The following is a 14,090-nucleotide window of genomic DNA, read 5'->3' on the forward strand; positions in this document are numbered from 1 at the left end:
GTAGTCCTCTTCCTTGTTGGCCTCGTACTCGAAACGGATGGTATGGTCGTCGTCCGAGTTCGGGTCGCCCGCCCACGCATCGCCCGGGGCGCTTTGCTTGAGCACGCGGTTCAAAGGCGAGGCCTCGAAGAATTTCTCGCTGTACGGGTAGGCCGTCCCGCCGTTGTAGGTCGTGTAGAAGCCTTGTGTGCCCGAAAGTGCCGATGGGTCGACTTCGAGGTCCTGTACCGCGTTCGGGTACGGCAGGTATTCCTTCTTCTGCCTGCCGAAGGCGTCGTATTCGATATGGGTGACGATATTCTCGCCCTGGGCCGACTGTTTGTTGGCCAGTTGCTGTTTGGGCCTGCCCAACCCGTCGTAGTAGGTGACGTCGGTGATCAGGTCGGGCGAGGTGTCGGGCAGTGCCGTGGTGGTGGCGTCCTTGTATTGGCGCACCACCGTGTAGTTCTCGGTCTTGGTCTGGGCCGTCAGGGCAAACGGCAGTACAAAAAGTAATGGGAGGAGTCTTTTCATGGCGCTTGCTTAGTATCGGTCGAAGTTTTGGTCGAAGGTTTTGGTGATTTTTTCCTTGTGGTCGCGGACTTCGATCAGCTGGTGCAGGGAATTGTACTTGAACGTGGTGTTTTGGCACTTGGGATCGGTAATGCGCCAAAGCTCCCCGTTGCTTTTGTAATAGTAACGCGTTACCATGGCGTTCGGATAGGCTTGCTGGGCCTCGCATCCTGTGGTTTCAGTACCTTGGGTATCGGCGGCATAACTGTTTGACGGTGCCCATCCCCCGATCGGGAAATTCTCGATCTTGAGCGTGACTTGATTGCGGGCATTGTACTGGTATCGTACGATCGCTCCGCTCGGCTGCTGTACCTGCAGCGGATTTCCCTTGGTGTCATATACCGTAATCTCGACACGGTCCTCAAGGGCTTCACCGGCTTTGGCCGTTTGGATGAGTTTCGGTACATAAGCCTGTCCTTGATTGGTTATAATCTGGTCATAGAGTGTGCGCTGTCGCGAAAGAAGGTTTGAATTTTTGTAAACGCGTGTTTCGATGGGTGCGGACACGATGTTCTTTTCCTTCATCTGACCGTAGTATGCGTCATTTGGTATCACAGGGTTAATCAATACTGAATCCAAGCCGGTATCTACGTAATAATTACGGGTTTCGACGGTCACGCCGTTATCGCTGGTATTTTTCGTGATTTTGGTAGGTTGGCCCGTAAAGCTTGCGTATTCGTAATCTTCTGTCACGGTAATTTTACGGTAAGAGGATTCATCGGTAGCGGTGAGCGGGACGGGATCGATGTAGGTGCTGTTTTGCCTCGATGTCATTTGGGAAGTCAGTGCTTCCTGGAGGTAATAGCCTACCGAATAATTGGAAATGGTATTGCCTATCGTCGTATTGGGCGCTATGGTGATGACTTCAAACATTTTTTTGGAAACGACGTTCAATACACGTGCATTCGTAGAATTGGTGTAGGTGTTGGTCGTTTCGGCAACCTTTTGAAGCCCTGCAGGCATTTTACGGTAAGTTTTTTCCTTTAGCAACCTACCATTGGTCGGATTCGGGTTACTTATGTTGATCGGCATACTCGATTCCATGATGAGGCGATAATACGTATAGACATTATTGGCGGCGGTAACGTCTATAAGTACCTCGCCGTAATCGGGCGTATAACCGAACGTCCTTTCGATTCCTCCGTTTTCGAAATCATCGCCTCCGTAACTGATGCTGACTACGGGAAAGGTAGCTATGTTTGGAGTTGTCGCAGTATTGACCACATCTGAATTCAGGTAGCGGTAGACTCCAAAATACTCCATTAACGGTGTGGCGGAATAACATTCTGTCGGCGCACAGATGTAATTATAGAGTTCGAGATCGGTCTTCACATACAACCCTTCCCCAACCCATGGCAGACTTTCTACGGAAGGTGTCAAATTGTCGATCGGTGCATAGTAATAGCGTTTGATGTTCTCAGGTTGCCCGTCTGCTGCGTAATCGGTCTGCCTCATAAGGTAAACGCCACAATCGTCGACAATTTCGAAATCTGACCAATATTTGAACGAGGCCTTCGCTTCTAACGGATGCGGATTATTGGTCAAAGTATCGTCATGGACAATCAACTCGAATCGATACGTTTTGCCCGGTGATAATTGACGTATGAAAATACGGTTAACCGTCGTAGAATATGCTGTGGTGACTTGATTGGAATTCTCGTATGCGTAAAATTCAATCGGAATGTCGACAGATGTGGTGGTCGTTCCGCTTTGGGTTATTACCCTAAGGGTCGCGAAATCCCGCTGGAAAATGGGCATAAAACCATTTATCGTCATTTGTACGTGTATTTCCACATCCTGTTCCTCGTTTACGGAAATGATTTCGGGGGTTTGCCCGATTTCGGGAATCGGCGGAACAGCATCGGTCAATTGGTCGGGATTCGTATAGATTGCAATATTCCTATAGGCATGCAGATGTTGCGAGGTATAAATCTTGTCCTTACCCTTTTTAGCACAATAATCGAAATGAGTCCTACCGCCTGTGGGATAATAAATATCGGTCAGTGACCCGCTTTGCGCATAAGAAAAATCGGGTTTGCGATCGGCCAGGTTATAGGAGTCCGTAGGGTCGAAAAAATTACTTTTAGGAATCGACGTAGCATTATTCTTCCCGTTGTAATACCCAAGATAGTCCTGTGAGAACGAAAAGCGTACCGGAAGGCTACCTGCATAATCGAATTTGAATACTTGATTCCGCCTTCCATCGGAGGTGTTGGGAGCATCTGCGGCATCCTTGTCGAATGTAACTTTAGCAAGGAAAAACCTAGCATCCGATTGGCCGGAATAATCGAAATGGACCGTCTTATAGAGATCCGTCGAAAGAGAATCTTTTTCGACGGAAATCGAGTTGAGCCTGCGCTTGAAATTCGGGCTGGATACACTTTCTGAGTCAAAATGTATAACCTCGGGGGTTGAGGAGTTGTATATGCGTTTCAGGAATTTCGCCCCATTGATCTTGGTGACGACGCTTGTGGTAAAAAAACGAGTGGATACATCGGGCAGATTGGTACAGGCAGGAGAAGGGCCGTCCGCACCCGCGCAAAGTACATTTTCGCCCATACCATCCGTGTAATACAATTGCCGCATTTTTTTCAGACGTTGGGTATCTATATTGATTTCGCCGGGAATGGTCTCGTATTCGAAGAAAATCCTACCGTAGACCGGATGCATGATTTCCGTAAGATAGAAGGCCGTCACGCCTTCATTCGGCCCGACCGACAAACTTGGCCCGGAATCGTAAAGCCTGCGTGTGGATTCTATAGCATTTGACCCGCCGAAAAAATAGGTAATCCCATCGGGAGTGGTAATCGTGATTTTATGGTTGGAGGCAAAATCTCCATCTACCTCGATTTTAAGCTCGTTTTCTTTTTTCAATTGTTGTGCGTTCCAGTTCTGGTCGAAGAAAAAACTGCCAGAGTATCCTGCAAATGAAAATTGGAACAAGTCTACTTCTGAGTCGTATTGTGAGCCGTATACTATGTCTTGAAGCTGATCGGCTTTGACGGTGCCGTCGGCGGCGTGGTCGTAATATGACGGAATGGAATCGTGTGCCCAAATGGAACGAATAGTCGCTTTTTCATCGGTCTTGTCGCGAACGGAACGCGTAATGACGCCTCCGGCACTTAAAGTCCAGTTGATTCCCACCCAGGTCGGGATGTCATCTACCTTTACTCCTGCTCCGTTATATGAAACCGAAATGGGCAGTTCCAGCTTTCCGGCTTTATAGGTGTAAAGCGGTAAAGAATAGCTTACTCTTCCATTAAATTCATCCGCCTGGAGGTCGGCATATTTGGTCATGGCCGAAGCTTCGGGAGAAGGCGGTGTATAATCGGGCAATTTGCCGACTTCGTCTTGTGCCGAAACAGACAAGTACGTCGCCAACAGTATAAATAAAAATCGCAATTTCATATCGTTTGTTTGTCTGGTTATCAGTTGGTTCTTGAAGCTTTCATAACTTTTACCGAATCGTTGGATTTATCGGTTTTGATGTTGATGATGTAAATCCCTTCGGGCAGGCCTTCGAGGCTTACGGGAATGGTGCGTTCGGTTATCGCGAAGCTCTGCAGTTGCCTGCCGTTGATGTCGAATACGGTGGCCGTGCCCTTTTCGTATTCGTAGCCGACCACTACGTTGGTGTAGCCGTGTGCCGGATTCGGGAAGGCCTCGACGTTTTGTTTGGCTTTTTCCTTTTTGTCCTTGTCTTTGAGCTTCACCACCCAGAAATCGCTGCGGCCGGGGTTGTTCGATTTTTGGCGTGATGCGGGAAGTTTTTTGGCGTTGGTCGGATTCGTATCTCGGTGGCTTCCTTTTTTGCCGCCCGAGCCGTTGCCCGATTGCAGCAGGTTGCCGGGCTCGCCTACTCCCATTTTGAGCGGGCTTCCCTCCTTTTGTCCGAGTGCGTCGTTCACGGCTTTGGATGCGGAGGCGGTTTGTTCTTTGTAGAAGTCGTTGGCGGTATCGCGTCCCTGTGCAACCGTTTTGTCCATTTCGCGCTGGGCGTTTTCGGCAGCGGCCAGGCGGCCACCGCTACTTATCCCGTTGAGGCCGTTTTTGTTTTTCTTGCGCTTGCCGGGTTTGACGGCTTCGGGATTCGAGGTTCCCGCCAGCAGGTAACCTCCGTCGCGGGTTTCGATGAGCTTGCGCAACACGTCTTCTCCTTCGCTGCCGATGGTGCGGCTCCAAAGTTCTTTACCCTCGGCATCGGTTTTAAGCGCGATGTAGTCGTTCGTACCTTCTTTGTCTTTGTTTACGACGGATTCGGATTTGGCCGTACCGGCAATCAGCAAAGTGCCGTCTGTGTTTTCGACCAACGAGGTGAGCACGTCGTATTTGCCGAAGTTGTAGGTTTCCTGCCATAGCGGATTACCCGATTGGTCGAGGCGCACTACCCAAAAATCGCTGCCTCCGCGAGAGGCCGATGTCTTGTTGAAGCCTGCCCCGGAATTGGAATTGCCCGAGGCGACGTAGCCGCCGTCGTTGGTTTGGATCAAAGACTGGAGTTGGTCGTCTTTTTCGGCACCCATGGTACGTTGCCATTCGATGTTGCCGTCTTTGTCGAGCTTGAGTACCCAAAAGTCGTTGGCGCCGTTGCATTTTGATGTTTTATCGTAACCTTCGGGCGAATTGGATGTGCCGCCTACGAGGTAGCCGCCGTCGGCCGTGGCGATGACCGAACGCAGTTCGTCCGACAGCGCGCCGCCCACGGTTTTCTGCCATTTGATAGTGCCTTCGTAGTCGAGTTTGACGAGCCAGAAATCGAGGCCGCCTTTGCTTTTTTGGGTGACGTCGCCAGAAGCGTCGGAATATGTCGATCCCGCGAGCAGGCAGCCTCCGTCTTTGGAAACGGCCACACCGACCAGTTCTTCGTCCGCCAAACCTCCGAGCGTTTTTTGCCAGCGTTCGCCTCCTCCGGCGTCGAGCTTGATGACCCAGAAATCGCGTCCGCCGTGGGTATCTTCTTTTTTGTCGTCGCTTTTTGGGGAATCGGAAGTGCCGGCGAGAAAGAAGCCGCCGTCGTTGGTGAGCCTCACGGCATGCAGCATGTCTATACCCGAACCGCCGAAGCTTTTCTGCCAGACCAGCTCTCCATGCTCGTCCATCTTCCAGACCCAATAGTCGAGGTTGCCTTTGTTGGACGAAGCCTTATTGCCCGTCTTGCCCGAAAGGGAGCTTCCGGCCAGGATAAAGCCGTAGTCGGCCGTGGGCACGGCGTCGAAAAGGTAGTCGGCATGCCTGCCGCCATAGGATTTTTCCCATTGGATGTCCTGGGACTGCATGGACAACGGAAGCAGCAGCCCGCAAACGGGCAACCAGTTCCGTAGGGTTCGGAATGAGGTCATGGTTCGGAAATTTGTTTATTTATCGTATTCGTTTGGATGCGAAACAACGCCGACGGGTTGGCCTGCCGACAATAATCAAATTCCTAGGGTTCGGGTGATTAGTCCGGGTGTTTGTTTTGGTAGAGCCAAATTATTGATTTTTCAGTCACAATAAGCTTGTGTTGATAATTTTTAAGTGAAAAGATATTTTTGTTGAAAATATCTCGAATCGAGAATTATAATGTTTCAAAAATTTGATAAAATTGGTTCAAAATGCGATTATTCATGCGGTACTAGAAAATAAAAAATAGGCTCTTTGCTTGCGCAAAGAGCATTAACGTCGCCTGCAGCGGGCCTTCTTTTGTCTGGCAACAAAAGAAGCAAAAATGCCGAAGCGCGACCGCGAAGGCGACCTGACTGCCATTTGATTCGGAAACGAAAAGAACTCGCCTGCGGCTCAAACAGCTTTTCGTTTTTTTCCGAATCTTCATGGCGTCAGGTGCCCGCCTTCGCGCTCATGGCGCTGGGAAGTGGAAGAGTTTATTGACATTTTGCTTGCGCGCTGCGCAAAATGTGTGTTTGCGGGAAGTTTGCGGAGAGAGTGGGCGTTTTGTGTTTTTGTAAGTCTTGTTTTGAGACTTAGTGGAGGGTGGCTATGATGTCTTCGAGGGGGAGGCCGGTGTATTGGCTGAATTCGCGGATGGAGATGAAGTGATGGGGTTGTTTGCCGAGGTCGGTTTTGATTTTTGCGAGGTAGAGACGCGCCTGGCGGTAGGATTTGCCTAATATGCGCTGGACATCTTTCGGGTAGATGCAGACTTTGCAGAGTTGATCTACAAATAAAAACGTCGATTTTTCGGACCCGTGTCCCACTACCCTTTGACTACCCTTTGACTACCCTTTGACTACGCTTTGACTACACTCTGGCCACGCTTGTCGTCGTGAACCTGAAATCTACGCCGCGCTTTTGGAAAAGCGAAAGTTTTTACTTACAAACACTTTTGCAAAAATGGGATGTTTTGGGACATTATGGGCCATTTGCGACACGGCTGTTTGACTTTCCGGCAAGAGCTTTCGAAACTTGCCTTCCCTACCCGGGGGAACGTTGCAACGGACGGGTTTCATTTTTTGTTTCATTTTTAAATTTTTCAATCATGGCAAAACAGAAAGGCCTGATCAAACTGAAAGGCACGCTCAGTGACGTGACCTTCTACAAATCGCAGGACGGCTATATCGCCCGCGAGAAAGGGAGCCTTGACGGCGACCGTATCAAGAACGACCCCGCGTTCCAGAGGACGAGGGAAAACATGTCTGAATTCGGACGTGCCGGAAAGGCCGGCAAGCTGCTGCGCACCTCGCTGCAGGCAATGCTGATCAATGCGGCCGACAGCCGGATGGTATCGCGGCTCACCCAAAGCTTCATGAGGGTGATCCAGGCGGATGCGACCAACGAAAGGGGGCTACGCAACGTAATCGACGGGGAAGCCGAGCTTTTGGCGGGTTTCGAGTTCAACATCAAAGGTAAGTTGGGCACGTGTCTTTACGCTCCTTTTACGGGTGCGATAAACCGTGTGACGGGCGTGATAACGCTCGACATCCCTCCTTTCGTGCCGCTCAACATGGTCGCGGCGCCTGCAGGTGCGACGCATTATAAAATCACTTCGGCAGGTGCCGAGGTCGATTTCGAGGCGGAGACCTTTGTCGTGACCACATCGGAAACGGCGATACTGCCTTGGGACGCGACGCTTACCGTAGCGATAAGCCAGAGCAACGCGGTCACGGCCGCGAGCACGAAGCCGCTTTTCCTGGCCGTGGGCATGGAGTTCTTCCAGCAGGTGAACGGTCAGATGTACCCGCTCAAGAACGGAGCGTTCAACCCTTTGGCGCTTGTCGCCGTCAGCGGAATGCCGTAATGCTGCTTTTTTATGCAACCGGTATTCACGTTGAGGCTGGGAACCGTTAGCGGTTCCTTGCTTAGTCTTGTGCCGAATGTTCTTTGTGAGGATTTGGTACGGACGGTGGTGTTGGCGGTCGTGGGGACGACGGTCAGTTTTTTATTGACTCTGGCTTTGAAATGGTTTTTGAAGAAGAGGGAGTGATGAGGGCCCGGCTTGCGCCGGGCTTTTTTTGTGTCGCCTGCTGGCGGGGCCTTCTTTTGCCTCGCAGCAAAAGAAGCAAAAATGCGTTAGCGCGACCGCACAGGCGACCTGACATTTCCTCAATCCGGAAATGAAATAAACTCGCTGCGCTCAGACAGTATTTCATTTCTTCGGATTTTCAGAAAGTCTGGTGCCCGCCTGTGCGATCATGGCGCAGGATAGCGGAAGGGTTTATTGTTATTTTCCGCCGCTGCGCTTTGGAAAATAGTCGTTCACGGAAAGTTTACGGAAAGAGGGATGCCCCAGGTTCAGAGGAGTGTGGCGATGATGTCTTCGAGAGGGAGGCCGGTGTATTGGCTGAATTCGCGGATGGAGATGAGCTGTTTGGGCTGTTTACCCAGGTCCTTACGGATTTTCGACAGGTACAGGCGGGCCTGGCGATATGATTTGCCCATGATGCGCTGGACGTCTTTCGGGTAGATGCAGATCTTGCAGATTTGTTTGGCCATAACGCAAAGTTTTAGTGAACAAAAAACCCGGCACTGGCCGGGCTGGAAAAGAATCAATGCATCGATCCGTCGTTATCGAGGTACCAAAGGTCGCCGCATGGGGCATAGTCGACCTTTTTGCCACCCGAAACGGGAAGCGTGCCGCCGGTATCACCGCAATCCTTATCGATATTTTTCGGGAGTCCGGCCTGCTGGCTGCAGGCTTCGGGACAATTCCCGAAAAGACCTGCGAGGGCTACTGTTGCAATAATCACTTTTTTCATGTCCAAAAGTTTTAGATATACGCCTACTTCCAGATGGTTTCAGGTCGCTGTTTCGGCTTGTCCGACCGGGCGTGCCCATGGATCCTGAGCCAAAGTTTGCACGTCGGACGGAATGTTTTTCAGAAGGGAAACCGAAGTTGTGACGGATTTTTCCAAGGAAGTGCATGGCAACCGGCCGACAATCCTAAAAGTATCGAGCCCACGTCACCTTTCATCGGCCTGCTCCATCCTCCTGACCAACTTGTCGCGCAAGGCATCGAGGAACTTCGTCCTTTCGTTCTTCCTGTTCCTGATTTCGAGGAAGACCCGGTGGTACTGGCCCAGTTCCGTGCCGAATACCGCTTCGAGGAAGCTGGCCACGTCTTTCAGGTCGGACGCGCCGTTGTTGAACGCGCCTTCGGTATGCAGCGCATAGATAAGCTCCACGAGTGCCGCCTTGGAGGCTGTCCATTTCAACACGCGGTCTGGCTTCAGGCTTTCGGAGCGCTGCTTTTGCCCTAATTTTTCCATTGACTCCTTCAGGTATACCTCCAGGGCGTCGTTGGCCAGCAGCCGGGCCACCTTATGGTCTTGCATCGTGGAGAACGCGGGGTCGAACAAGAAATACGCGCTGTCAAGGGACAACCGCACATCCGGCGCGCGCCTCAGGAAGTAGATCGAATCGAAGCAGTCGTTACCGGTGCGGTAATACTTGCAGAACTCGCGATTTTCGCGACAGAAACGCCTGAGCTTGGCGAGCTCGCGCATCAGGAATTTCCTCATTGCACGGTCGCCTCCAACGGGCTTGTTGCTTTCGATGGTATAGACTTCGTTGTAATAGATCAGAACACTCAGGAATCTGGGTTTGGTGACTTTAAAAAAACGGATTTCCTCGTATTCGTCGCGAAAAGCGTGGTTGATGAAAAAAACCTTGAGCCGTTCAATAAAGGGAATGATGGCCTTGATGGCTTGTTCGGCAAACGGAAGGGGTTCGGTATACGCGGTGCGGATAACGGTCAACCGCCCTTCCATTTCGGCATAAAGCGAATCGGAAAAGGCATCCATAAGCTAAATGTTGTAGGTTAGGGCAAAAATAGCCGCACCTTTTGCAAGATGCGGCGAAAGCGAAAGGTCTTACGACCTGTCTTATCGGTTCGTGTAAAGGCTGGCGGCCACGGACATGGCCACGGCCTTGGCAGTGCTCTCCTGGCTGCCGTCGGTCCCGGCGGCGATGTTGCCGATACTGGCATCCCAATCCTTATCGCGCGGCGGCTTCTTTTTGCGCAGGCTCGCAAAATGATGGGCATAGCGCGCTATGGAGCTCGTCGTGAAAAGGATCTGCCTGTCGGTACTTGAAAACACAGGGTCGTGGAGCACCGAATCTTCATATTCGATAATGAACTGATAGACGGTGTCGTATTCCTTTCCCTGACTTTTGTAGAAATCGAGCGTCGAGAGGAAATTGGTGAGGCTGATCTTGGCCTTCAGCGACAGGGACGACTGGTCGATCACCTGTTGGGCATTTTGGGAGGCCCCGAGTATGAATTCGAGCCGTGCCGCGGATGGCGGGGTGTACCCGCCCGAGGTCAGCTGCAGAAAATCCGAATCTGAGGCGCACAGGACGTCGGTCACTCCTACCGCATCCGAGACCGATGCGATCGGCGCGGGAGCCGCCTCGAAGGCCAGGCACAGGCTGTTGTGGAGCTTGCCCGCTATATCGAAAGCATTGGACTTGTTCTCAGGATAGCCGTCCATAATCCTCAGGTGCATATCGGCCGGTCGTGGTCCGATGGTTTCGTTTTCCTCGGCAGTGCAGGAAAACAACAATGGAAAAATGATCCATAGGTGAAAATGTTTCATGTTTGGTTTTTGAAATGTTGCTGACTCTTTCCGATCAGTTCATTTCGCCCGGGAGATCTGAACCATGGCCGACTTATGCCGACCGCTTGTGTTTGAATTCGGGGCAAAACTATCCCCGCCCTTGCTGCCCTACAAGCTTGATTTGCTGTGTTTACGGGAATCGCACGCGTGCAATTCCGAGAATTGCACCAACCTTAAGCGGCCAAACCCTTAGTGTTTTCGCGGGTTTTTATTAATTTCGACTCCCAGACCAACCAACTATTTTTCCTGTGATCCCTAATCGCCGCACCCCTGTGGCCCCACCGCTCCTTATGCTTGTAAAACCGGTATTGCTTTACTGTTTTACAGCACTCTCCGCTGCGGCACATTCGCAAAAACCGGCCGTACCGGACAGTCTTTCGGACAAGCCCTACCTGTATTTCCGTGAAAAGCTCGATGCGGAAAACCTCGACAAATCGGGACAACGGCTCTACGCCAACGCCTATCTTGCCCTGGCCAAATCCCGAAAAGACTGGGTCGAGACGATGGAAGCCTACAAAAGCCTGCTTTACGTTTCGGAGGATAAGCAACGGCCAGTCTACGCCGACAGCATGGTCTACGCGGCGAGGAAGACCAAAAGGAACGACCTGATCGGATCGGCCTACCTGACCAAGGGGATCACCTTCTATAAACTCAAGAAACATAAGGCCGCGCTCGACAACTACATCATCGCGGATTCCTACATATCGCGCACGGACGACCAATACCTCATCCACAAACTGAAGTTCAGCCTTGCCGAAACCCATTACTACCTGCGGCATTACGAGGACGCCGTACGTCTGTTCAAGATATGCGTGTCGTATTACGAAAAGACGGGCGGCAAACCTTGGCTCAGCTCGCTCCACCACCTCGGGCTCTGTTACACAAGGCTGGATAAATACGACCTCTGCACGGCCATCAACGAACTCGGCCTGCGCGAATCGATCAAGTGGGGACAGGACGACATGGTGGTGTACTTCAACCATTCGGAAGGCATCAACCAATATTACCGGAAGAATTACGAGCTCGCCCTCGTGAAATTGAAGCAGTCTATACCGAGCCTTGTCAGGATGCAGGATATGCACAACGAGATCGTGGCCTATTTCTATATCGCCAAATCGTTCTCGGACTCGGGGCATTTCGACAAGGCGCTGCCTTTCTTGCTCAAGATCGACGACGCGCTCACCCAACACCACTATATCCGACACGACCTGCGCGACGGGATCGGCATGCTTATCGACCATTACGCTTCTATCGGAAACAAGGAACTGGAGCTACGGTACTCCTACCACCTCAGGAAGGCCGACAGCATCCTCAGCACCGACTTCGAGATCCTCTCGAACAAGGTACATGCCCATACCGATGCCGCGAACGACTCGCGCATCCGTCGGCTGGAAAAAGAAAAAGTGCAGGACAAGCATCTGCTGTTCTGGTCGGTCGGCATCGTGGCCTGTACCGGACTGGCTTTTGGCGGCCTTCTCTACCACCGCAACCGCGAACTCAAGAAACAATTCAGGAAACGGTATGCCGAATTCCTGCAAAACGGCCAAAAGCCCGTCGAAAAGACGACGAAGCGCGTGAAATACAACGAGGTGGAAATGACCCCGGAAAAAGAAGCCGAACTCTGCCAAGCCCTGCTGGAGTTCGAAAAACGTGAGCTCTACCTTAAGGAAAACCTTACCCAAACCGTCGTGGCGAAACTCCTCAAGACGAACACCAAATACCTGCTGTACATCATCAAGAAACACCGCAACAAGAACTTCGTAAGCTACATCAACGACCTCAAGTGCGAGCACGTGTACCGCCTGCTCACCGACCACCCCAAATACCGGCACTTCGACCAGCAGTCGCTTGCGGAGACCGTAGGCTTCGGTACCGCCCAGAATTTACGCAGGGTATTCACGAAACGTTACGGGTTTTCGACGCCGTTTTATATCGAGCAGTTGGAACATCCGACTGACGAGGGTGAGGCATCGGTGTGACCTGCCGGTCCGTATCTATACGAAACGATTGGAAACACTCCATACCATACAATGGACTATTTCCTAATTTTGCGACATGGACCCGGAAGAAATAAAACTATACTTCGAAAAGAACCCGCCGCCGCCTTCTCTGGACTGGAAACCGTGGGCGCGGATCGGCGATACGCAAAAATTCCTCAACAGCTGTTATAAAGAGATTTCAAACTTCAAGGGCAACATCGAGAATTGCCCGGGATATTGGCGGTTGAAGGAGTTTTATTTGGATATGATCGTGAGGTAACGGGACACCGAGGGGGATGCATTGTTCACTAAGATTTCCCTTTCGTAAGTTTGCAGTACGATAAAGAGGCGGTTAGCAGATGTTTCTAACTCATCCAGGTTTCCCATTCGTTAATTATTTTCCAATTTCCGGAAACTTTTTCCAGTTGAAATGATTTTCCATTTCCGCAAAGACCACCACAGTAGTAACCTAATTCAACATATGCTTTTTTTCCGTCTTTAGAGAAAAGTGGAATTGACATTTCGTAATAACCATATTTTGCTCCGATTTTAGATTTCTCTTTCTCTTTCTCGCGGGTAGTAGAAGCCAACCTATCTAATATTTTGTGATGTATATTTATTTTTTTTGGACTAGAGTTTTGTTTAATAAGCGTCAACGAATCTTCTTTTTTGAAGAAAGTCTCATTTCCTATTTTTTGGGTAAGCAAATCTGTAATGTAAATATTTCCCCACGCAGCTGGATAAATGCTTCCGTTTCTCTGTTTTACTGGGATTTCGATTAAAACTCTCTTCAACTCATTACAAATTTGATCTGAACTTTTGGAATTACGGTAAACATTTAAGCTGTCTTGAGAAATAATCGCCAAAACGATTTGATTTATTTCGTCATATTTTTCATTCGCTTGTTTTGTTGCAGGTTTGTCACAGCAAATAGAAATTATAGAAAGTAGAAATACTAAGATTTTATTTTTCATGGTTCTAGCGAATACGATTTTTCTGAAATGTCTGCTAACGTTAGGCCGCTAATTTTGGTCGCGGCTAATTTCGGAGAGAGTACTGTCTGCCGAACGGAAACGAAGTTAAAGAATTAGACGTTCAATTCACCTAGAAGCCGCAATCAAAATTAACGGCGGTTAGCGGTCTGGCGCAAGAACCACAAAAGACGCTTTCCTTCTAATTTTTGAGCCAAAGGCAAGATTCATCGACTGTAGCTCGAAAATTTGAAAGGAAAGCGCTTTTTCATATTATGAGTTTGCTTTTGCGCAATGATTGTGATCCTATTGGCAATTTAGATTTGAATTGGAAACCGGGCTCGACGCGCTTGCCGCTAACTAATTTATATCCGCACAATTTTACAATTATACTCCAAAAACAAAGAATATAACTAAATAAAAGTCGGCACGTTATATATCAAAACGTTGCAGCAACAACGAGGGGATATTCTGTAAATGAAAAAAGCGGATGGGTATCATTCCGCTTTTTATTATCGTACTTTCCAGCCCGTTACGGC

11 protein-coding genes are annotated in these 14,090 nt (G+C 50.1%); 3 read left to right on the forward strand and 8 right to left on the reverse strand.

Features of this window, described 5'->3' with window-relative positions; genetic code table 11:
* From HZF10_RS13320 to HZF10_RS13330, 3 genes are all read right to left on the reverse strand, one after another.
* Positions 1–513, reverse strand: a 513-nt coding sequence (locus tag HZF10_RS13320) for a DUF6443 domain-containing protein (RefSeq protein WP_246282596.1), incomplete at its 3' end; no start/stop codon positions are given.
* Between the two features lie 9 nt (positions 514–522).
* Positions 523–3,960 carry an RHS repeat domain-containing protein gene (locus HZF10_RS13325; RefSeq protein WP_176006716.1) on the reverse strand — a complete coding sequence of 1,146 codons (3,438 nt, stop codon included), beginning with the start codon at positions 3,958–3,960 and terminating at the stop codon, positions 523–525.
* A 20-nt stretch (positions 3,961–3,980) separates the two neighbouring features.
* Positions 3,981–5,891 (reverse strand): T9SS type A sorting domain-containing protein, encoded by a 1,911-nt coding sequence (locus tag HZF10_RS13330; RefSeq protein WP_176006717.1) that lies wholly within the window; start codon positions 5,889–5,891, stop codon positions 3,981–3,983.
* 1,133 nt (positions 5,892–7,024) lie between these two features.
* Between HZF10_RS13330 and HZF10_RS13335 the strand changes: the two genes are divergently transcribed.
* Entirely contained in the window at positions 7,025–7,783 is a 759-nt protein-coding gene (locus tag HZF10_RS13335; RefSeq protein WP_176006718.1) for a hypothetical protein, read from the forward strand.
* A gap of 494 nt (positions 7,784–8,277) precedes the next feature.
* Here the strand turns inward: HZF10_RS13335 and HZF10_RS13340 are convergent, their stop codons facing one another.
* The 4 genes from HZF10_RS13340 to HZF10_RS13355 form a co-directional block, all read right to left on the reverse strand.
* Positions 8,278–8,478 (reverse strand): hypothetical protein, encoded by a 201-nt coding sequence (locus HZF10_RS13340; RefSeq protein ID WP_176006719.1) that lies wholly within the window; start codon positions 8,476–8,478, stop codon positions 8,278–8,280.
* A 53-nt stretch (positions 8,479–8,531) separates the two neighbouring features.
* Positions 8,532–8,741, reverse strand: a complete 210-nt coding sequence (locus tag HZF10_RS13345; RefSeq protein ID WP_176006720.1) for a hypothetical protein — start codon at positions 8,739–8,741, stop codon at positions 8,532–8,534.
* A gap of 204 nt (positions 8,742–8,945) precedes the next feature.
* Positions 8,946–9,785, reverse strand: a complete 840-nt coding sequence (locus HZF10_RS13350) for an RteC domain-containing protein (RefSeq protein WP_176006721.1) — start codon at positions 9,783–9,785, stop codon at positions 8,946–8,948.
* Between the two features lie 81 nt (positions 9,786–9,866).
* Positions 9,867–10,580, reverse strand: a complete 714-nt coding sequence (locus HZF10_RS13355) for a hypothetical protein (RefSeq protein ID WP_176006722.1) — start codon at positions 10,578–10,580, stop codon at positions 9,867–9,869.
* 311 nt (positions 10,581–10,891) lie between these two features.
* On the opposite strand from HZF10_RS13355, the gene HZF10_RS13360 reads away from it, so the two are divergent.
* The gene (locus tag HZF10_RS13360) at positions 10,892–12,580 is read left to right on the forward strand and encodes a helix-turn-helix domain-containing protein (protein ID WP_176006723.1); all 1,689 of its coding nucleotides are present in this window, start codon (positions 10,892–10,894) and stop codon (positions 12,578–12,580) included.
* Positions 12,581–12,656: 76 nt separating this feature from the next.
* Entirely contained in the window at positions 12,657–12,860 is a 204-nt protein-coding gene (locus HZF10_RS13365) for a DUF6965 family protein (RefSeq protein WP_176006724.1), read from the forward strand.
* An 85-nt stretch (positions 12,861–12,945) separates the two neighbouring features.
* Here the strand turns inward: HZF10_RS13365 and HZF10_RS13370 are convergent, their stop codons facing one another.
* Positions 12,946–13,554: a hypothetical protein gene (locus HZF10_RS13370; protein ID WP_176006725.1), complete on the reverse strand. Its 609-nt coding sequence runs from the start codon at positions 13,552–13,554 to the stop codon at positions 12,946–12,948.
* Positions 13,555–14,090: the final 536 nt, after the last annotated feature.

Origin of the sequence: Flavobacterium agri (genome assembly GCF_013401995.1) — a bacterium.
GTDB lineage: Bacteria > Bacteroidota > Bacteroidia > Flavobacteriales > Flavobacteriaceae > Flavobacterium > Flavobacterium agri.

Excerpts from the sequence above, each read along its gene's own strand:
- HZF10_RS13325 (WP_176006716.1), bottom strand. The coding sequence starts at position 3,960 with ATGAAATTGCGATTTTTATTTATACTGTTGGCGACGTACTTGTCTGTT.
- HZF10_RS13330 (WP_176006717.1), bottom strand. The coding sequence starts at position 5,891 with ATGACCTCATTCCGAACCCTACGGAACTGGTTGCCCGTTTGCGGGCTG.
- HZF10_RS13335 (WP_176006718.1), top strand. The coding sequence starts at position 7,025 with ATGGCAAAACAGAAAGGCCTGATCAAACTGAAAGGCACGCTCAGTGAC.
- HZF10_RS13340 (WP_176006719.1), bottom strand. The coding sequence starts at position 8,478 with ATGGCCAAACAAATCTGCAAGATCTGCATCTACCCGAAAGACGTCCAG.
- HZF10_RS13345 (WP_176006720.1), bottom strand. The coding sequence starts at position 8,741 with ATGAAAAAAGTGATTATTGCAACAGTAGCCCTCGCAGGTCTTTTCGGG.
- HZF10_RS13350 (WP_176006721.1), bottom strand. The coding sequence starts at position 9,785 with ATGGATGCCTTTTCCGATTCGCTTTATGCCGAAATGGAAGGGCGGTTG.
- HZF10_RS13355 (WP_176006722.1), bottom strand. The coding sequence starts at position 10,580 with ATGAAACATTTTCACCTATGGATCATTTTTCCATTGTTGTTTTCCTGC.
- HZF10_RS13360 (WP_176006723.1), top strand. The coding sequence starts at position 10,892 with ATGCTTGTAAAACCGGTATTGCTTTACTGTTTTACAGCACTCTCCGCT.
- HZF10_RS13365 (WP_176006724.1), top strand. The coding sequence starts at position 12,657 with ATGGACCCGGAAGAAATAAAACTATACTTCGAAAAGAACCCGCCGCCG.
- HZF10_RS13370 (WP_176006725.1), bottom strand. The coding sequence starts at position 13,554 with ATGAAAAATAAAATCTTAGTATTTCTACTTTCTATAATTTCTATTTGC.